16 protein-coding genes and 4 pseudogenes are annotated in these 18098 nt (G+C 71.8%); 6 read left to right on the forward strand and 14 right to left on the reverse strand.

What is annotated here, in order from left to right:
- Positions 1-565, forward strand: a pseudogene (locus VIU94_RS14885) (two pore domain potassium channel family protein); the annotation flags it as partial.
- A 108-nt stretch (positions 566-673) separates the two neighbouring features.
- Here the strand turns inward: VIU94_RS14885 and VIU94_RS14890 are convergent.
- The 4 genes from VIU94_RS14890 to VIU94_RS14905 form a co-directional block, all read right to left on the reverse strand.
- Positions 674-994 carry a flavodoxin domain-containing protein gene (locus VIU94_RS14890; RefSeq protein ID WP_331911597.1) on the reverse strand — a complete coding sequence of 107 codons (321 nt, stop codon included), beginning with the start codon at positions 992-994 and terminating at the stop codon, positions 674-676.
- The gene (locus VIU94_RS14895; RefSeq protein WP_331911599.1) at positions 991-1449 is read right to left on the reverse strand and encodes an Hsp20/alpha crystallin family protein; all 459 of its coding nucleotides are present in this window, start codon (positions 1447-1449) and stop codon (positions 991-993) included. Before VIU94_RS14895 ends, VIU94_RS14890 begins: the two co-directional genes overlap by 4 nt.
- A 217-nt stretch (positions 1450-1666) precedes the next feature.
- Positions 1667-1801, reverse strand: coding sequence for a CBS domain-containing protein (locus VIU94_RS14900; protein ID WP_331911601.1), 135 nt, complete (start codon positions 1799-1801; stop codon positions 1667-1669).
- Positions 1802-1875: 74 nt separating this feature from the next.
- Positions 1876-2064 carry a CBS domain-containing protein gene (locus VIU94_RS14905; RefSeq protein ID WP_331911603.1) on the reverse strand — a complete coding sequence of 63 codons (189 nt, stop codon included), beginning with the start codon at positions 2062-2064 and terminating at the stop codon, positions 1876-1878.
- Positions 2065-2127: 63 nt separating this feature from the next.
- Here VIU94_RS14905 and VIU94_RS14910 point away from each other — a divergent pair.
- Positions 2128-2286 (forward strand): annotated as a pseudogene (locus VIU94_RS14910) (MFS transporter); the annotation flags it as partial.
- 108 nt (positions 2287-2394) lie between these two features.
- On the opposite strand, the gene VIU94_RS14915 reads toward VIU94_RS14910, so the two are convergent.
- The 6 genes and pseudogenes from VIU94_RS14915 to VIU94_RS14940 all read right to left on the reverse strand — a co-directional run bounded on the left by VIU94_RS14915 (position 2395) and on the right by VIU94_RS14940 (position 7570).
- Entirely contained in the window at positions 2395-2676 is a 282-nt protein-coding gene (locus VIU94_RS14915; protein WP_331911627.1) for a hypothetical protein, read from the reverse strand.
- A 445-nt stretch (positions 2677-3121) separates the two neighbouring features.
- Positions 3122-3360 (reverse strand): annotated as a pseudogene (locus VIU94_RS14920) (glycosyltransferase); the annotation flags it as partial.
- Positions 3361-3386: 26 nt separating this feature from the next.
- A complete protein-coding gene (locus VIU94_RS14925) occupies positions 3387-4208 on the reverse strand; it encodes a lipase family protein (RefSeq protein ID WP_331911605.1) in 822 nt (273 codons plus the stop codon).
- Positions 4209-4600: 392 nt separating this feature from the next.
- Entirely contained in the window at positions 4601-4798 is a 198-nt protein-coding gene (locus VIU94_RS14930; protein WP_331911607.1) for a hypothetical protein, read from the reverse strand.
- A 320-nt stretch (positions 4799-5118) separates the two neighbouring features.
- Positions 5119-7215, reverse strand: a complete 2097-nt coding sequence (locus tag VIU94_RS14935) for a SpoIIE family protein phosphatase (protein WP_331911609.1) — start codon at positions 7213-7215, stop codon at positions 5119-5121.
- Positions 7216-7369: 154 nt separating this feature from the next.
- Positions 7370-7570 (reverse strand): hypothetical protein, encoded by a 201-nt coding sequence (locus VIU94_RS14940; RefSeq protein ID WP_331911611.1) that lies wholly within the window; start codon positions 7568-7570, stop codon positions 7370-7372.
- A gap of 157 nt (positions 7571-7727) precedes the next feature.
- Here VIU94_RS14940 and VIU94_RS14945 point away from each other — a divergent pair, with 157 nt between their 5' ends.
- From VIU94_RS14945 to VIU94_RS14955, 3 genes are all read left to right on the forward strand, one after another.
- A complete protein-coding gene (locus tag VIU94_RS14945; RefSeq protein ID WP_331911613.1) occupies positions 7728-8117 on the forward strand; it encodes a YybH family protein in 390 nt (129 codons plus the stop codon).
- A 114-nt stretch (positions 8118-8231) separates the two neighbouring features.
- Complete coding sequence (locus VIU94_RS14950) at positions 8232-10280, forward strand: hydantoinase/oxoprolinase family protein (RefSeq protein WP_331911615.1); 2049 nt, start codon at positions 8232-8234, stop codon at positions 10278-10280.
- A complete protein-coding gene (locus VIU94_RS14955; RefSeq protein WP_331911617.1) occupies positions 10277-11956 on the forward strand; it encodes a hydantoinase B/oxoprolinase family protein in 1680 nt (559 codons plus the stop codon). The genes VIU94_RS14950 and VIU94_RS14955 overlap by 4 nt, the downstream gene beginning before the upstream one ends.
- On the opposite strand, the gene VIU94_RS14960 is transcribed toward VIU94_RS14955, so the two are convergent.
- The 4 genes from VIU94_RS14960 to VIU94_RS14975 form a co-directional block, all read right to left on the reverse strand.
- Positions 11945-13537 carry a PucR family transcriptional regulator gene (locus tag VIU94_RS14960; protein WP_331911619.1) on the reverse strand — a complete coding sequence of 531 codons (1593 nt, stop codon included), beginning with the start codon at positions 13535-13537 and terminating at the stop codon, positions 11945-11947. The two genes, VIU94_RS14955 and VIU94_RS14960, sit on opposite strands and share 12 nt — an antisense overlap.
- On the reverse strand, positions 13531-14652 hold the full coding sequence (locus tag VIU94_RS14965; protein ID WP_331911621.1) for a DUF917 domain-containing protein: 1122 nt from the start codon (positions 14650-14652) through the stop codon (positions 13531-13533). The genes VIU94_RS14960 and VIU94_RS14965 overlap by 7 nt, the downstream gene beginning before the upstream one ends.
- Positions 14649-15992, reverse strand: coding sequence for a hydantoinase/oxoprolinase family protein (locus tag VIU94_RS14970; RefSeq protein WP_331911623.1), 1344 nt, complete (start codon positions 15990-15992; stop codon positions 14649-14651). Before VIU94_RS14970 ends, VIU94_RS14965 begins: the two co-directional genes overlap by 4 nt.
- A 65-nt stretch (positions 15993-16057) precedes the next feature.
- Positions 16058-17425, reverse strand: coding sequence for an MFS transporter (locus VIU94_RS14975; protein ID WP_331911625.1), 1368 nt, complete (start codon positions 17423-17425; stop codon positions 16058-16060).
- A 333-nt stretch (positions 17426-17758) separates the two neighbouring features.
- Here VIU94_RS14975 and VIU94_RS14980 point away from each other — a divergent pair.
- Positions 17759-18098: pseudogene (locus tag VIU94_RS14980) on the forward strand (aminopeptidase P family protein); the annotation flags it as partial.

The following is an 18098-nucleotide window of genomic DNA, read 5'->3' on the forward strand; positions in this document are numbered from 1 at the left end:
CACGCTCGGACTGGGCGACATCGCGCCGGCCTCCGGATGGCTGCGCGTACTCGCCCCCATGGAAGCCCTCGTGGGCTTCGTCCTGCTGTCGGCGACCGTCGCCTGGATCCTCGGCATCTACCCGGCGCTGGCCCGCCGCAGGGCGCTGGCCCTGCGGCTGTCGCACGTGCGCCGAAGCCGGGCCACCGCCCAGGCGCTCGACTCCGACGGCGGCGCCGCTCTCCTGGACGGACTCGCCTCGGCCCTCTCCACCATCACGGTCGACTTCCTGCAGTACGCCGAGTCGTACTACTTCCACGACGTGGACGAGAACACGTCCCTGCCCCGGCAGCTCCGCTACGTCCTCGGCCTCGCGGACCAAGCCAACGGGGCGCGTCACCCGGACGTCAGGCTCTCCGCGTCGGTACTACGCAGGGCACTGGAGGACCTGGCCGTCGTGCTCGACCAGAGCTTCCTGCGCACGGGCGGGGAACCTGAGCGGGTCTTCGCGGCCTACGCCGACGACCACGGGCAACCCCAGGGGCCGGACGGCCCTCCCCATGACGGCGGCAGCGAGCGATCCTGAACGTGGGGCCGCCGGTCGAACGCGCGAGAACGTGACGAGCGATGAGGCACCGCAGCGTCGCGGATCTGATGACGCCCACGGCGGTCAGCGTCGTTCCGGGCACGACGTTCAAGGCCCGCGTACGGGCGGGATGTCATGGTCATCCGCGGAACGGTCGACCGGACCGCAGCTGAAGAGCCAGACAGGACGGTGCCGCAGTTGTCCGGCGTTGCGCCGGGCGCATCGTCGGGCCTTGCCGTTCCAGTGCCCGGCGTAGAGGGCTCCGCCGAGGACGACTCCGTCGTAACCGCTGACGTCGGTGACGATGTCGGCCGGCAGGACGACGGCGTCGAAGCCGTCGTCCCGGAGCGTCTGGCCGATCTCTTCGGCGATTCCTGCGGTCGCGCCGCCCTTGCTGCCGTAGGCGACCAGGACACGCTTGGCGTTCATGGTTCCTCTCCCTCGGCCTTGGTGTCGGCCCGCTTCACCGGAATGGTCCGCCCGGTCGGTGTCTCCTCCTCGGGCATCGGGATGCGGACGGTGAGAATGCCGTCCGCGTACGAGGCGTCGACGTCGTCGACCGGGATCGTGCCCGGGAGGCGCAGTGTCCTGCGGAACGATCCGTAGCGGAACTCCGAGTGCTCCTTGTCCTCCGTGCTCTCGCTGTGCTCCGCACTGACGGTGATGAGGTTGTCGTCGACCCTGATGCTGATGTCCTTGTCCGGGTCCATGCCCGGCAGTTCTGCCTTCAGGACGTACTCGCCGTCCCCGCTGGTCATCTCGACCGGGATGGAATGGGCGGCGGAGCCGGGGCGCCAGCCCGGCAGCCCCGGAAACTCCCGGTTGAACCAGTCGTTGAAGTCGGGGAAGTGGCTGTGCCTGCGTTCCACCTTGCCTCCGGCCATTGCCTGCTCCTCGTGTACGGGGCCCAGGACGGTCGCCGTGGACCCGAGTCGGTACGGACAGGCGGCGGATCGGGTTCCGGGGCCCGGTCCGACTCCGTAACCCAATCGTCCGCCCGCGACGTCATGTGGCGCAGCGTCCAAGGGGGGTGTCCGACGGGGCCGAACGGGCCGCACCAGGAAGGACCGACCGGCCCATGGCGCCACGGCTCCGGTGCTGTCAGCGGCAGATCTCCTCGACGAATCGGCCAACCCGTTCCTCCGGCAGGCGCCGCGCCAGGTCCGCCTCACTGATCATGCCGATCAGGCGGTGATCGTCGATCACGGGCACGCGGCGGATGCGGTGATCCTGCATCGTGCGAGCACCTCTTCGCTGTCGGCGCCCGCGTCCAGGTGACCGGCTTGCCCTGGGCGAGGGGTGCCCGGCCGTCATCCGTTGGGGTCCTTGCCCTTGGCAAGGCACTTCACCACGATGTCCCGGTCGGTGGTGATGCCGTGCAGCCGGTTGTCCGGCCCGCAGATGGGCAGCGCGCCGACATCCAGTTCGCTCAGCAGTGGGCCTGCGGGGCTTTCTCGGTGTTCGGGTGCGGTCGTGGGGTCGACTTCCATGTCGCACACGGGGCCACCATGGTCCGGAGCATGGGGAGCCGGACGGTCGCGGATGCGCCGCGACCGTGGCAGATGCTGGTCCTCACCACCATCGGGTTCGCGCTCTGTTTCTGGGCGTGGGCGCTGCTGGCCCCCGTTGGCCCACAGCTCCGGGACGACCTCGCCCTTAGCTCCTTCGAGCAGTCACTGGTGGTCGCCGTGCCCGTGGTGGTCGGCGCGCTCGGCCGGATCGCCCGGCACGAGCGGGCACACAATAGCCGACGAAAATCATGTTCATCTAGACTGGGGAACAGCCTTGCCGCGCCTCGCGAAGGAAGGTTGCCGTGGCCTGTCGCACCGTCACCAGCCGTGCCCGCAGCCGCCGGACACTGGAACAGCCCGACACACCGGGCCCCTGTGCTGCGCCTGCATCCCGACCGAGCGGCTCGCCGCCCACACCCTCGGATGCCGGGCAGTCGCATGGTCGCCGGTGAGCAGGATGAGGCGGGAGACGCCAAGGGCGCGCAGCTGCTGGACGACGGCGGCGGCTCCGGCACAGACGGCGTCGGACATTCCGAGCATGCCGATCAGGTCCTGGTCGTGGGCGAGACAGATGACGGTCTCCTGAAGTTCGACGCGCACGCGGGCCGCACGGGGTCTGCCCGAGGCGTACGTAGGCCCGGCCGGCGGGCGCTGCGTGCTGCTGCCGCTGATCGTCCTCCACGCTGCCGCGGACGACCTGGGGCCGCCGTCAGCTCCTGGCAGCGCGCCACCTCCCTGCCCGGGCACCCCCTCCCCGATCGGTTCCGGCGCCCGGGCGGAGGCTCTTCGACCCCGCCTGCTCGTCGCGGTACTGGGCCGCTCGATGCGCGCCTTCTTCTCCTCGTACTTGGCGACCGCCCCCGACTGGCGGGGATCCGGCGGGGGCGCCGTTGCCCGGCAGGCGCCCGGGCAGGGTTGGTCGAGCGCGCGATCAGCGTGTGGCTGCTGTTCCACGAGCCTGCACCTCGCAGCTCGGGTTGGGCACTTGGCCTACCCCGGTCGGGTGAGCCGCCGTCGGCCTCACCCACTCGATGACCGACGCGTACAAGGCGCGGCCGGTCAGCGCGTCGGCGGTGGTGCTGAGCAAGTAGCGGGCGGCGTTGGCGAGCCCGGCCGCCGCAGGGCGGGCAGCAGGCCCGGGGACATACGCAGCCGGGCCAGGGTGAGGGTTGCGGTGCTGGTGAAGTCCGTGGCGAGTCCCGAGTCCTCCAGCGCGTCACGCAGGCCGGACACGGGCTGGTAGAAGACGGGCAGGCCGCACGCCTGAGCTTCAAGGGCGACCAGGCATGGCCGCGCGGAGCCGCGCGGCGTCAGGCGAGGTTCTTCTCCAGCGCTGCCACGTACTGCTTGATGGGGTGGTCGCGTACGGCGTCGGCGGCCGGTGCGAGGAGGTCCGCCGTCATGCCCTTGGCCCGGTCGGTGAGTGCACCGAGCAATGGCATGGAGGAGCGGATGCGGCCGGTGGAGTCGATGTAGCGCAGGGTGTTGACGTGGGTGTATGCGGGCTCGGGCGGGAGCTGGGGGACGATGTCGTTGTTGTTGACGAAGCGGTGCAGCCGGTCCTTGAAACCCTTGTTGCAGGCCGCGGCCAGCAGCCGGTCGCAGGTGCGGGGCTGGCCGAAGGTGTAGATGCCGTCCGCCTGCAGGCGGGGCTCCTCCAGGTAGAGCCGGCATCCGGCGAGCATCGCCAGGGCGCCGCCGAGGCTGTGCCCCGTGAACCACACGCTCTGATCGTGGTCGCGGAGTTCGGCGAGGGTGCCGCGGACGGAGGGGAAGACGGAGTTCAGGGCCTCCCCGAAGCCGTAGTGGATGTAGCCGGTCTCGGCGGGGCCCGGCCAGGGCGGGGTGGTGGCGTCGGAGAGCCAGTCGCGGATCTGGGCCGGTTCCGTGCCCCGGAAGCCTGTGATGATCATGCGGTCGCTGGCGATGGTGTACGCCTGGGTGTCCTGGAGCGGGAAGGGCGGCGTGAAGCGGGTGTGGTGGTGGCGCACCCGGTCGAAACCCCACTCCCGGGCCTTCTGCTCGATGGCGTCCTCGTCCTTGTAGGCCAGCTCGGCGGCCTGGACCATCCAATAGGCGAGCTCAACGCTGTATCCGCGGGCGTTGTGGTCGATCGTCGACGGTGCAGACATGAGGGCATTCCCTTCCACCGGGGAGATGAGGCCACCACTTCCGGGCTGCGGGCTTCGGAAAGGCGACTCTCGACAGTTCTGTCGTATCGGTCCTGACTGCTGTGCGATCGGCGACGCGCGTGATCGTCACTCTTGCGCAGCAGTTCACTTCGCCACTCCGCGGTTCGTCACAGCGCGCGAGGGCGGTGGGCGGTACGCGATGTCTCCAGGCCGGCCGGGTGGCCGGCGAGCCGGTCCCCCGCTGTCGTGCCCGAGGTCGGCAAGCGCAGTGCCTGTCCGGAACTCAGGCCGTCACGATTGCCGTTGCGAGACGGAGAAGACGGTGCCGTGCCTCTCCTTCGGGTCCACGCAATCGGCGGACAGCCGTCCCTGCCGACGCCTTGGTGCTGGGCTCAGAACGTCTCGTCGTGCAGGTCCTCTTCGCGCAGCAGGTCGTCCTCGCGGCCGTGCGAGGTCTCCTTCTGCCCCTGCTTCTCTCCCTGCTCGCGGGACTTGCCCGGCCGGGGGTGTGCGGGGTCTCCGGGGCGCTGGTGCTGCTGCGCCTCACGGCCCTTGCCCGGCTCCTGGCGCTTGTCCTGCTTACCGCCCATGACGGCGACTCCTTCATACGGGGCATGGATTCCTCACGTTCACGCTGACACGAACAGTCACAGTTCGCATGATTTCGATTACGTCGTCCGTGGTGGCCACGCGCTTGGTCGCCTGCGCAGCACGCGGCGTCGGAGTGGCCCACTGCTCAACCCCGAAGTAACGCGCCTCCACCCCTGACGGACCAGTACGGCATGGCGCACCGAGCCCGCAACGCTGCGAGGGTGCACCAAGATCCGAGCCGTTCACGGACCACCAGGGTCAGACAGATCCCGGTTCACCGCCCCTTCGGACCACCGGACACGCCAGACTCGACGCCTTCTCAAGGGGCGCGGCGGACGCGGGCGAGGACGAGAACCGTGTCGTCGGCCGGCGGGGCGGGCAGCAGGCTCGCGAGGATGCGGTCCGCCATGGCTTCCAACGTCCCCGGGGCTCCGCCCAGTTCGGCGCGCAATGCCGTCAGGCCGACCTCGAGGTCCCCGCCACGTGTCTCGATGAGGCCGTCTGTGTACAGGGCGAGAATCGCGTTCCGGGGAAGTTCGATCTCGATCGTCGTGAAAGGACAGCCGCCGACGCCGAGAGGGACTCCCAGGACGTCGTCGACGGTCTCCACTGTGCCGTCCGGCCGGAGCACCAGGGGCGGGGGATGGCCGGCGCTGGCGATGCGGGCGCGTCCGCTCGTCGGGTCGTAGACGATGTACAGACACGTCGCCAGCTCGATGCCGGCCTCCTGGGCGCACGCGTCGAGCTCAGTGAGCAGGTCGTCGGGCTCGCTGTCGTGCCTGGCCAGAGCCTTGGTGGTGATGCGAAGGCGGCCCATGGCGGCCGCGGCCGACACCCCGTGCCCCATCACGTCGCCCACCACGAGCACGACCCGGCCGTCCGGCAGATTGATCACGTCGTACCAGTCTCCGCCCACCTCGGTGGTCCGGCCGCCGGGCACGTACCGGTGGGCCACGTCCACGTAACGGCTGGTCGCCAACGCGCTGGGCAGCAACGCCCGCTGCAGTGTGAGGGCGATGTCCTGGACACGGCTGTACAGACGGGCGTTGTCCAAACAGATCGCAGCACGTGAGGCGAGCTCACCGGCAAGGCTGACATCGTCCTGGGTGAAGGCCGGCCGGCCCGCGGACCGGCCGAACATGGCGATTCCCTGGACCGTGCCCCTGGCGATGAGCGGGGCGACGAGGACGCAGGCCAACCCGCTCTCGGCGAAGAGCCGTGCGCGCGACTCGATGAGGACGGTCCGGGCCAGGAACTCCTCGTTCACCACGGCGGAGACGGCACGACCGGTTTGCAGCATGTCGTGGATGACGGAGCCGGGCGGATACCGCACCTTTTCCACCCCGCTCACGAGTTCGGTGGCCGGAGGGGGCAGGATCGTCCCGGATGCGATCCGGCGGGTGATCAGTGGTCGCGCCGGGTCAAAATCCTCCGCTTCGTCCATCCACTCCACGACCTCGACCACGGCCCCGTCGCAGAAATCCGGCATCGACGCGTCCACCAGCTCTTGGGCGGTGACGTTCACGTCCAAGGTGGTCCCGATACGCGTGGAGGCCCCGTCCAGGAGAGCCAGTCGTCGACGGCTGGCGGTGGCTTCCAGGATCGCCTGTTCCCGGTCCGTCACATCCACCATCAGCCCACCCACTCCGGGACGCGAGCCGACCGCCTGACTCAAGGGGAAGAAGCTCACAGACCGCACTTGGTCACGGTCCGGATGCCCCCGCGGGCGCATGCCGACCAGCGTCCCCACGACCGGCGCTCCGCCCAGGGCGACGTCGCGGAGCATGCGCTGGTACTCGCCGCCGTCGGACATGATCATGACTTCGTCCATGCGTCGCCCGAGGTGCGCCTCGATCGGAAGGCCGTCCATGTCGGCGAGCGCCTGGTTGAGGTGGACGTACCGGAGGTCCGGGTCGAGCATGACCAGGCCGATGGGGCAGGTCTCGAAGAGGGCGTCGAGGAAGGCGAGGTTGGTCTTGACCCGATCGAGCTCGTCGCTACGGCTCGCCAGGACCATCACCACCGAGGGCCCTCCGGCTCCGGTCACGGAGAAGACCCGGAAGCCGCAGTCGAAGACTGTGCCGTCACGGTGCCGTGCCGTCAGCCGGCCCCTCCAATACCCCTGGGTCCGGCCTCGCTGCGTCAGCCGGGCGCACGATTCGGATGGGCTCTGGGGCCCGTCGGCGAAGAGAACGGCGCCGGGCTTCGACAGGACGGCGGTGGAGTCGTACCCGAAGAGGTCCCGCGCGCCCGGCCCCCAATAACAGACGCGGTCGCCGGCATCGATGCCGAAGACGGCCACGGGCACATGCTCAAGCAGCGTCCCCGGCTCGGACCAGAACGGGCCGTGAGCCTCCTCGCCCCCCGGCCGAGCCGATGGCACGAGACGTCCCCTTCCACCCGCCGTTCTATCCATTCATTATGCGGAGACCTTGGGCTTTCCGCGGCGGGAAGTGCGCCGCGGCGAGGACTGAGCCGAGAAAGACGTCCCCGGCCGCCAGTGGGCGGCTCAGCGCAGCAGGGCGGCGACGGCGGCCGCCGTTCGGTCGCGTCGGGTTCGTCGCCGCTGATCAGGTCCACGGATCCCGCGTCTCCGATGCGGGATCCTCCCAGGCCCGGGGCCTCGGCCGCAGCCTGCTCCAGGGCCGCTCCGTGAGCGACCAGATGACCTCGGCGATCAGCTGATCGCGGTTTCCGACCCAGCGGAACGGCGCGGCCCGGCTGATGCCGAGCGAGCCCTGAGGCGCCGGGTACGCGGCGTCCCGAGCCACGGCCGGCGGTGGGGCGGCGGCTGGCTACAGTGACGCCGCACTTGACACAGCAGCTCTCGGAGGCCGTCCCATGTCGTCACGCACCCCGTCCGGCCCGCTCGCACGCCCCGGCGCCTCCTCTTCGGACGCCGACGCTGTCTGGGGGGTGATCAACGGAATGTACGAGGCATACATGGCCGGGGACCGGACGGCCATCGACGCGCGGCTCGACCCGGAGGCGACGGTCTGGGATTCCGCAGCCGATCCGCTGCTCCTCGGCAGGGCTGACCTGGAGCGGCTGCGCGACGAGCGGCCGGAGCCCGGAAGCGGTCCGGTGGAGACCGGCCTCGTCGCCTACGACCCGGTCGTCGACGTATTCGGCGATACCGCCCTGCTGCGCTACTGGCTGCGCGTCGACTTCGCCCCGGGACCGGACGGAGCCGCCACACGTCCCGAGCTGGTGCGCAACACGGCGGTGCTGCGCAGGGACGCCGACGGCGGCTGGCTCATCGTGCATCTCCATGAAGACGTCCGGCAGCCGGGCGGGGTACCCGCGGTCGACGTCTGACGCCGCCTGTGCGGCGCGCCCGACCGACCCCCTCCATCCGTGCACGCCGCACACTCGCGTCCCGGGCCGCCCTGGTTAACGTCCGTCCATTCTCCGGACAGCAGGGAGGCAGAAATGACGTACAGGGTGGCCATGGACATCGGTGGCACCTTCACGGATGTCGTCGCGTACGACGAGACGCGCGGCACCTACATCGCGGCGAAAGCCCCGACGACGCCAGGTGATCTGGCCGAGGGGGTCTTCGCCGCGCTCGGGAGGGTGGTGGACGATCCCGGCGCGATCTCGTTCTTCGTGCACGGCACCACTCAGGGGCTGAACGCGCTGCTGGAACGCAAGGGCGCCCGCGTCCTGCTCCTCATGTCCGCGGGCATGCGCGACATCTACCACATAGCGCGCGGCAACCGGGACCGCATGTTCGACCTGCACTACCGCAAGCCCGTGCCCCTGGTGGAGCGCCGGGCCACCGCCGAGGCCGGCGGACGGCTCGACTGGCGCGGTGAGGAGCTGTGTCCGCTGGACGAGGACGCGGTACGGGCGACAGCACGGCGGATCCGCGCCGAGGGCTACACCGCGGTCGCGGTCTCCTTCCTCTTCAGCTACGTCAACCCCGCTCACGAGGTACGGGCCGGCGAGATCCTCGCCGAGGAGCTGAAGGACGGGGACGTCATGATCGTCCTCTCTCACCAGGTGGCCAGTGAATGGCGTGAGTACGAGCGCACCTCGTCCGCCGTCCTGGACGCGTACACGGGGCCCGTCGTGCGGCGCTACCTCGGGCGGATCGAGGAGCGGTTCACCGAGCGTGGGCTTGGGGTGCCCGTCCAGGTGATGCAGTCGTCGGGTGGAGTGGTCAACGCCGACTTCGCGCGCCGCAACCCACTGCAGACCCTTCTGTCGGGACCGGTCGGGGGCACCATGGGAGGCGTGGCCGCGGCGGCGCTCCTCGGCCGGCCGAACGCCATCTGTGTCGACATGGGGGGTACGTCGTTCGACGTGTCGCTGGTGCTCGACGGGCGGCCCGACATCTCCAACGAGGGCTCGGCGGACGGCTTTCCGGTGCTCATGCCGCTGGTCAACCTGCACACCATCGGCGCGGGAGGCGGCTCGATCGCGTACCTGGAGGCCGGCGGGCTGCGGGTGGGGCCCGAGTCGGCCGGAGCGGTTCCGGGACCGGCCTGCTACGGGCGGGGCGGCACCCGCCCCACGGTGACGGACGCCAATGCCGTACTGGGCCGGGTGGATCCGGAGTGGTTCGCGGGCGGGCACATGACGCTCGACGTCGAGGCGGCCCACCGAGCCGTCGGCGAGCTGGCCGGACAGCTGGGCATCGAACCCGTGGAGCTGGCAGGCGGGATCTGCGAGGTCGCCAACGCGAAGATGGCCCAGGCCATTCGCACGCTGACGGTCGAGCACGGCCTGGAGCCCGGGGAGTTCGCGCTCCTCGCGTTCGGCGGCGCGGGACCCATGCACGCCGTGGAGATCGCTCGTGAACTGGGCGTCGAAGAGGTGGTCGTCCCCCGCTTCCCGGGCGCCTTCTCCGCCTGGGGCATGCTCGGCACCGAGGTGCGTCGCGACCTCACCCGCCAGTTCTTCACCCCGGGTGACGTCCTCGACGGTGCCGCGATGGCGCAAGCCCTCGGCGAGTTGCAGGCGCAGGCCCTGGCCGCGCTGGCCGAGCAGGGTGTGCCCGCCGGGCGCAGCCGGGTCGAGCACGCCGCCGACATGCGGTACGAAGGCCAGGACTACACCCTGACCGTTCCGCTCGACGCCGCCGAGGAACCCCTGCACGAGGACTTCCTCGCGCGCGCCGCGGCCAGGTTCGCCGCGCTGCACGAGCGCCGCTACGGGCACGCGACCCCCGATGCCCCGGTCGAGTTCGTCACGCTGCGGACGACGGGTCTCGGCGCCCTGCCCGAGACCGAGCCCACCGTGTACGGGCCGCAGGACGGCCAAGACCCCTGGGTCGGCCGCACCAAGCCCGTCGTGTTCGGCGGCCGGGCGTACGAGACGCCCGTGCTCCGCCGGGAACACCTCGCGGCGGGCGATCAGTTCGCCGGTCCCGCAGTCATCGTCGAAGCCACCTCCACCACGGTCGTCCCACCGGACGCGACCGTCGCCGTCGACCCGCACGGCTTTCTCGTCGTCAAGCTCGGAGGCAACGCGTGAACGCCCCTACCCCCGTGATCGATCCGGTCACCACCGAGATCATCCGCTGCGCCCTGCTCCAGGCCGCCGAGGACATGAACACGACCCTGATCAGGTCGGCCTACACACCCACGATCTACGAGGCCAAGGACTGCGCGGTCGCGCTCCTCGACCGGGATCACCACGTGCTGGGCCAGTCGTCCGGACTGCCGATCTTCCTCGGCAACCTGGAGGAGTGCACGCGCGCGACGGAGCGCATGTACGGCCGGGAGGTGTGGCAGGAGGGCGATGTCTGGGTGCTCAACGACTCCTACATCGGCGGCACCCACCTCAACGACGTGACCGTCTACGCGCCCATCCACGTCGGCGGCGAGCTGGTCGGCTTCGCGGCGTCCCGGGCGCACTGGATCGACATGGGGTCGAAGGACCCCGGCGGGTCCATGGACTCCACGACGATCTACCAAGAGGGCCTGCGCATGGGGCCGTTGAAGATCTACGAGCGTGGCGAGCCCTGCGTGCTGACGCAGGATCTGATCGCCCGGCAGGTCCGCTTCCCGCAGCCCACGCTCGGCGACATGCGCGCCCAGGTCGCCTGCGCGCTCACCGGCGGCCGACGCCTGGGGGAGATCGTGGAGCGCTGGGGCACGGACACCCTGCTGGCAGCGCGTGACGCGATCTTCGAGCAGACCGAGCGCCTGGAGCGCGAGCAGATCGCCGCGATCCCGGACGGCGTGTACGAGGCCACGGGGCAGCTCGACAACGACGGCATCGACCTCGGCACGCCCCTGCATGTCACCGTCCGGGTCACTGTGGACGGCGACCGCATGACCATGGACGTCACCGACTGCGCCGACCAGGCCACCGGGCCGGTCAACTGCGGCGCCGCACAGACCGTCGCCGCCTGCCGGGTCGGTTACAAGCTGCTGGTCAGCGGCGAGGTCCCGCTGAACGGCGGCTCGTTCAAGCCGCTCGACGTCCTTACCCGGCCGGGTTCGATGCTCGCCGCGGTGGAGCCGGCGGCGTGTCAGTACTACTACTCGCACCTGGGACTCGTCATCGACCTGGTGGTCAGGGCCCTCGCGCCCGCGCTGCCGGAGAAGGCGGCGGCGGCCTCGTACGGCGACTCGATGATCGTGCAGTTCACCGGGGTCGACCCGCGCACCGACAAGCTGTTCGTCTCCCAGGAGGCCACCGTCGGCGGCTGGGGCGCCTGGCAGACCGGCGACGGCGAGACGTGCCTGATCAACAACGTCAACGGCTCCCTGCGCGACATGCCGGTCGAGGTCCTGGAGACGCTCTTCCCGGTGCGGGTGGAGGAGTACGCCGTCCGCGTCGACTCGGCGGGAGCGGGCCGCACCCGTGGTGGCAACGGCGTCGTACGCCAGTACCGGTTCACCGCGGACCAGGACCTGTCGCTGTGGTGGGAACGGTCGGTGACCCCGGCATGGGGCCTCTTCGGCGGCGAGGCGGGCGCCCCGCCCAGGGTCACGCTCAACCCCGGCCGGGGCGACGAGCGTTCCCTGCTGAAGACCAATGCCCTCCCGGTTCGGGAAGGCGATGTGCTGCGCTGCGAGAGCGGCGGGGGCGGCGGCTTCGGTCCGGCGTCGGAGCGCACGGTCGAAGCGGTCGCCGATGACATCCGTCAGGGGCTGCTCAGCGCGGCACGGGCAGAGGCCGACTACCTGTCAGCTCGTTGACGGTCCGCCGGAAGGATCGTCGAGCAGAACGCGGCAGGCCAGGTGCAGGGCCAGCCGCAGGCTCGGGTCCTCGGGGTCGCAGCCGAGGGCCCGCAGCCGCTCCACGCGGGCGGTGACCGTATTGCGGTGCACCCCCAGCCTGGCCGCGGCCGCCGACGGGGTGGCGACGTCGAGGACCACGGCGAGGGTGCGCAGCAGACTGCCGTCCCTGTCGGCCTCCAGCAGCGCGGCGAGCAGTGACTCGGCCGGGCCGCGCAGCACGTCACGCGGCACAGCGGCCAGGAGCTGCTCCGGGCCCGTCCGGTCGGCCCGCACGACCGTGCCGGGTCGCGTGACGCTCACGGCGGCCACCGCGTCGGCGAACACCGGCCCGAGGCCCGCGAGGTCCGTGGCCGGACCGGCCACCGCCCCGGCCAGCGGCACCAGCAGGGACGGATGGACCAGCGCGGCCCGCAACTTGTCGCCGGCACGGGCGAGGGGATCCCGCGCCGGCGGCAGGTCATCCTGCTGCTCCCAGGCCACCCAGCACCCTTCGTAGGCCACGAGCGGCCCGCCCGGGCCCGTCCGGCTCCACCAGGAGGCCAGCAGCGCGCCGCCGCGGTCCTGTTCTGCGGGCCGTACGACATACACCACGAAGGGACCGCGCACGGGCCAGCCCAGCGCCACGGCCTGCATGAGCAGCGGGTCGCGCTCTTCGGCCGGGCCCGGCTCCTGCTCCTGCCCCTGGGCCGGGTGCCGGCCCTGATCCTGGCCTTGCTCCTGGTCCTGTGGCGTCGGCGCGGCCCCGCCCCGGTACACGAGCTCCACAAGGAGTCCCGACGCGTGCAGGCCCAGGCGCTCCGAGGTCAGGCGCTCCCGCGCCGCCCAGGCCGTCAGCGGAGCGACGGCCAGCCCCAGAACCTCTCGGACCGTCGACTCCCAGCCCGCGACGCGGGACCGGGAAGACGCGGCCAGCACGGCGAGCGGACCGCCGTCCGGGTCGGGTACCTCCACCCGCACGCCCACCGCGCCGGCGGGCGCGTCGAGCGCGGCGGACCGGCCCGCGATCACCTCGCCGGACGGAGCGACGAGCGCGACATCGGTCGACGGCAGCACTGCGTGCAGGGCCGAGACGATGCGCACCGGGCGCGGTCCGGCCGCGGTGATGCGCCGGGCCGCCGTCGCCAGCAGTGCCGTGCGGCCCGCCTCGGGCTGGGCCACGGCCGAGGCGATCCGCACGGCGGCGTCCAGGGCGCTGCCCGCCACCACGAGCAACGGCACACCGAGCCGCTCGGCCAGATCCGCGGCGGATTCCGCGTTGCCCGCGCCCCGAGCGACGACCACGCAGGCCGCGGCGTGCTCCCACGCCTTGCGCAGGGCCATCTCGATGGTCCACGCCGCCGACGCGGCGAGGCCGGTCAGGACGACGGCGGTGTGCGGCTGCAGCTCGTCCAGCGCGTCGAGGTGGTCGGCGATGCGTACGGCCCGCACGTCGACCGCGCGATCGGCCGGCCCGTACACGGTGACACCGGCGAGAGGCCCGTGCTGGACGAGCTCGGCGAGCGTCAGGTAGCGGTCCGCGGCAACCGGTTCCCTCACCATGGGCCACCTCCGTTCCGCTCCATCAGCGCCGGTACGCCCATCCGGGCCAAGGCCCGGCCTTCACGCGTGTGCCAGGGCGGCGCCGCCTCGATGACGACCACCTCGACCTCTGTTCCGGGGACCGCACGCTCGACGTCCACGACGCTTCCGTCCGCGGCGGACAGGATGAGGATCTGGTCGGGAGCCGCGGCCACGACGGCGCCGTCACCGAGGGCCAGGAGCACCTCGTTGTGGGCCTCCAGCCGGAACCGGCGACGCAGCCCCTCGGCCTCGGAGATCACCACACTGGTCGGCCGGGAGGGCAGTGCGGCGGCGTCCAGGAAGCCGCGGGCCGCGCCGGATCCCTCGTCGTGCACGGTGTCCGGAGCCTGCTCCACGGCGGTGATCCGGCCTCGGCACAGCCTCTTCGGCCGCCACGGTGCGAACCGCTCACGCTCGGTCGCCGAGCCCGCCGCGAGGGCACGGCTGACGGTGGACGGCACCAGGCAGCCGGCCAGGGCGGTGCCGTCCATGGGGTAGGCGGCGGCAACGGCCCAGCCGCCGACGGCCAACACCAGAGGGCGTACCAGTTCCTCCACGCGACTCCCCGCCGACTCGATCGTGATCACGTCCCCGTCGCAGGTGGCGAGGGCGAGCGGGGCCGGGGCCACCCCCGCGAGGGTGAAGACGGTCTGCTCCAGCAGTGGCAGTACGCGCCCGCAGCCGTCCCCGTCGACGAGTGGGAGCCGACACCGGGCGGCCGTCGCCAGGGCGATCAGGGCGTTCTCGGCGGCGGTGTTGAGGGCCACGACCGCCTCCACGGGGCGCCCGACGACGCGTTCGACCGCGGCGACGGCCTTGAGCGGCTCCACGCCCGTGGGGAGGTGCTCGGCGAGGGCTGCCGAGGCGCCGACCAGCGTCACGCAGACGCACAGACCGACCCCGCCGAGCCGCTCGGGCGGCAGCAGTGGCACCGGACCGTGTGCGGCGAGCTCGGCGCCCGCCCAGTCCAGGGCGACTCGGTAGGCGGATTCCTCCGTGCCTGCGGCGAGCACCCGTGCCCCCACCGCCAGCCGCCCCAGATCAGTGCTGGTCAGCATCGGCAGCGAGGGAGCCTCTGGCCGGGCGACGTTCATGCGGGCACTCCCGCCGCCGGCTGCCCCACCGCGTGCACCGTCACGCGGTGCACTCCGGCCGGCAGGTAGGCGACCGGCGCGTGGCTGACGCTCTCGATGCGGGCCGTGTCGGGAGCCGCGCCCGCAGCCACCACGCGGGACAGGGCACGGTCGCATGCCGTGGCGAGCATCAGTTCGAACTCAGCACGTCCGGCCGCCGTGACGAGCCGCTCGGACGCGATGCGGCACACCGAGGTGGCGGCGAACCGGGCGGCGTCGGTCAGCCGAGCGCGTACGTCGGCTGCGGCGGGCGGGGCCCCCATGTCACCCACTCCCCCGCCGGTATGCAGGAGTACGGCACCCGCGACGCGCTCCAGCTGCCGCGCGGCGATGCGGGCGATGACGTTCGGGTCGGCCGGCAGCGTGTCACGGACACTCGGGCCCACCTCATGGATCACCGGGGACCCGAGGTGCACGGGAACGCCCAGCGGGCCTTGCCCCGGCCGCACGGAGCGCTCCGGATTGCCGTCGCCGAGGGTGAGACAGCGGACTGAGCGTGCGCCGGCGTCGACCACGACCGCGTCGGCGACGCCCGCGCGGGCGGCGGCCCCACGGGCGGCGCAGGTCGTGGCGGGAGCGGTGGCGATCACCGGATGGCGCCGGAAGTATTCGGCGGAGATCAGACCCCCGTCGTCCCTGGCGAAGTACAAGGGCGCCGTCAGCCCGGCCGAGCGCAGCGCCCGGGTGGCCTCGACGGCCAGCTCCGTAGCCCAGCCGCCGAGTGCCGCGTTGACGACCGTGGCGTTCTCGCGTTCCCGCAGGCCCACGGAGCCGATCTCGTGCGAGAGGCTGATGGCCGCGCCCGGCACGGTGTCGGCGAGGGCGGCCGCGGCGTCCAGCTCGGGCCCTGGCTCCGCGGGCGCCCCGGCCGCGCAGACGGCGAAAGCCGAGATCTCCGCTTCCCGGGCGCGCCGTGCGAAGGCGGCGACAGCGTCCCTGTCCAGGGGCGCCGGCGGCCGTCCGGTCAGCGTGGCGCCCCCGGGGACTTGGGCGGTCAGCGCGTCGACGGCGGCCCGTGCCGACGCGGGCCAGTCGGCGAGCGGGGCGAGGGCCGGGTGACTGGTGGGCGCGATGCGCAACAGGGCGACCCGCTGCGGACGGGGGGACCGCCGGGCGAGATCGGTGACGAGGACGACCGACTCCGCCGCCGGGGCGAGGGGGCCCAGCTCCGCGAGGACGCCCCGTACCGACTCCGCCGCCCCGGGCCTGCTGTCCACGACGGCCTCCGCCACGGTCCGCCCGTCGCGATCGACGAGAACCGCCACGCAGGTGGCCCGCCCCAGGTCGATGGCAAGTCTCACGCCACCATCCTTCCACCGACGTCCAGGGCCCACCGATCCGCGCAGCGGGCCCGGGACGTCTCGCACTACTCCAGGTCCTTGCCCTCGGTCTCCGGCAGCGGCATCGCGCACAGCAGGGCCACGGCCAGGAAGGCCATGATGAACAGGATCGTCGACGAGTAGCCCGTTGCCCGGCCGAGGAGGTAGCCGACCACGGACGGGGCGAGCGAGGTGGCGCCCAGCTGCGCGGCCGTGGCCCACGCGTATCCCGTCGCTCGCAGCGGCGTCGGGTAGAACTCGCCGTTCCAGGTGTTCCACACGCCCCATGCCCCCAGGCAGAAGAAGGACAGGGCGAAGTTGGCGACGTACATCTCGGTGAGGGTGTCCGCGTAGGCGAAGGCCACGCCGGAGAGGGCAGCCAGCGCGACGTACGGCAGGAAGACCTTCCTGCGTCCGAACCGGCCCGTCAGCAGCGACGCCGACACATAGCCGGGGATCATGCACACCGCACTCAGGGCGACGAAACCGAGGCTGGCGGACATGCTCAGCCCCTTGTCCTGCAGAAGGGTGGGCAGCCAGGTCTGCAGGCCCCAGTAGCCCCAGTTGAAGCTGAAGTTCACGACGAGCATCAGGAGCGTCAGGCGCAGCAGCCGACCGCGGAAGAGGTCGGTCGTCCGCCCCGAACGCCGCTGCCCGCCCGAGTCGTCACCGCCGGAGGCGAAGACCGTCCCCTCGGGCACGTCGGCTCCGAGCCGGCGCAGCACGGCGGCTGCCTCGGCATGGCGGCCGCGTTCCGCCAGCCAGTACGGGGACTCGGGCACCCAGGCGCGGATCGCGATGACCCAGACCCCGGCGAGACCGCTCGCGAGGGCGACCACGTGCCAGCCCAGCCCGCCGAGGAGCTGCGTGGCCCCCACGGCAAGCAGCACACCGACGGGCCATCCGATGGACAGATAGACGGCGGCCCGGCCCCGCAGCCGGGACGGGAGCAGCTCCAGGAAGTAGGGAAACGTGACGGTGTAGATGCCCGCGAGGGCGAGGCCCGACAGGAACCTCGTCACCATGAGCACGGTGAAGCTCGGCGAGAGCCCGCTGGCCAGGGCGAAGACGCCGTATGCGGCCAGCGACCACAGGCACACGCCTCGGCGGCCGATCCGGTCGGAGACGGGTCCCCAGACCAGACAGCCGGGGATCATCCCCAGCGCCACCGCCGACAGGGCCCAGCCGATCCGGCCCTCGCCGATTCCAAAGGCGGTACCGAGGTCCCCGGAGACGTAGACCAGGGCCAGCTGTTCCCACGACTCGATGACGAACGCCATGAAGAGCGCGAACGCCGCGAGGAGGTGCGCGCGCCGGAGCGGCATGTCCTCGAACCAATGCCCGACCGGAAGCGGCCGCGCCGCCCCCGCCGGATACTCCGCTGCCCCTGGTCTCGCCTCGTGCACGGCACTCATCGACTGCCCTCCATGCCTCATCATCGGCCTTGTCCCTCCTGACTGAGGGGTGGCGGCACTCTAGGAAGCAGCCGGGAGGCGGCCATGTGCACCGCGCACAGGCGAGCCGCATGCGACCGGGCCGAACGCCCAGGACCGACCCGATCACGACGATCCCTGCCTTCAGGTGATCGCCGGAGTCGCGAGGCCTCCACGCGTCGTGCCCGGCGCACCGCTCGCCGCGCTCCGCTGTGCACGTGGCACAGCGGAGCAGCCCATGGCATGGGACATCGTGTGCGGCCGAAGGCGCGCTCACAGGGAAGCGGCGTGCTCATGAAGGACGGAAGGATCTCCATGACCCACTCGCACACGCGCGTCTCGGACGAGACGCAGAAGAATGTTCTCCCTCCGGTCCCGAAGAGCGGTGTGCCCTCATCCGGGGAGCCGGTCCGGCAGCGCAAGAACGGCCTGTACCAGGGCGTATCCGACGAGCTGGCCGAGAACATGAAGTCCGGCTGGGCCGACACGGAGCTCCACGGCCTGGAGCCGATCCCGCAGGCCGCGCACACCGCCGCGCGCCGCGCCGCGCTGTCCGCGCGCTTCCCCGGCGAGCGCCTGGTGATCCCCGCGGGCAACCTGAGGACCCGCTCGAACGACACCGAGTACAGCTTCCGCGCCTCCACCGAGTACGCGT

The organism is Streptomyces sp. (genome assembly GCF_036566765.1).
In the GTDB taxonomy this organism is placed as follows: domain Bacteria; phylum Actinomycetota; class Actinomycetes; order Streptomycetales; family Streptomycetaceae; genus Streptomyces.

What these genes read in the sequence shown, in the direction of transcription:
- VIU94_RS14935 (WP_331911609.1), bottom strand. Translation starts at nt 7,215, where the DNA reads ATGGATAGAACGGCGGGTGGAAGGGGACGTCTCGTGCCATCGGCTCGG.
- VIU94_RS14925 (WP_331911605.1), bottom strand. Translation starts at nt 4,208, where the DNA reads ATGTCTGCACCGTCGACGATCGACCACAACGCCCGCGGATACAGCGTT.
- VIU94_RS14975 (WP_331911625.1), bottom strand. Translation starts at nt 17,425, where the DNA reads ATGAGTGCCGTGCACGAGGCGAGACCAGGGGCAGCGGAGTATCCGGCG.
- VIU94_RS14890 (WP_331911597.1), bottom strand. Translation starts at nt 994, where the DNA reads ATGAACGCCAAGCGTGTCCTGGTCGCCTACGGCAGCAAGGGCGGCGCG.
- VIU94_RS14930 (WP_331911607.1), bottom strand. Translation starts at nt 4,798, where the DNA reads ATGGGCGGTAAGCAGGACAAGCGCCAGGAGCCGGGCAAGGGCCGTGAG.
- VIU94_RS14965 (WP_331911621.1), bottom strand. Translation starts at nt 14,652, where the DNA reads ATGAACGTCGCCCGGCCAGAGGCTCCCTCGCTGCCGATGCTGACCAGC.
- VIU94_RS14960 (WP_331911619.1), bottom strand. Translation starts at nt 13,537, where the DNA reads ATGGTGAGGGAACCGGTTGCCGCGGACCGCTACCTGACGCTCGCCGAG.
- VIU94_RS14945 (WP_331911613.1), top strand. Translation starts at nt 7,728, where the DNA reads ATGTACGAGGCATACATGGCCGGGGACCGGACGGCCATCGACGCGCGG.
- VIU94_RS14895 (WP_331911599.1), bottom strand. Translation starts at nt 1,449, where the DNA reads ATGGCCGGAGGCAAGGTGGAACGCAGGCACAGCCACTTCCCCGACTTC.
- VIU94_RS14900 (WP_331911601.1), bottom strand. Translation starts at nt 1,801, where the DNA reads ATGCAGGATCACCGCATCCGCCGCGTGCCCGTGATCGACGATCACCGC.
- VIU94_RS14950 (WP_331911615.1), top strand. Translation starts at nt 8,232, where the DNA reads ATGACGTACAGGGTGGCCATGGACATCGGTGGCACCTTCACGGATGTC.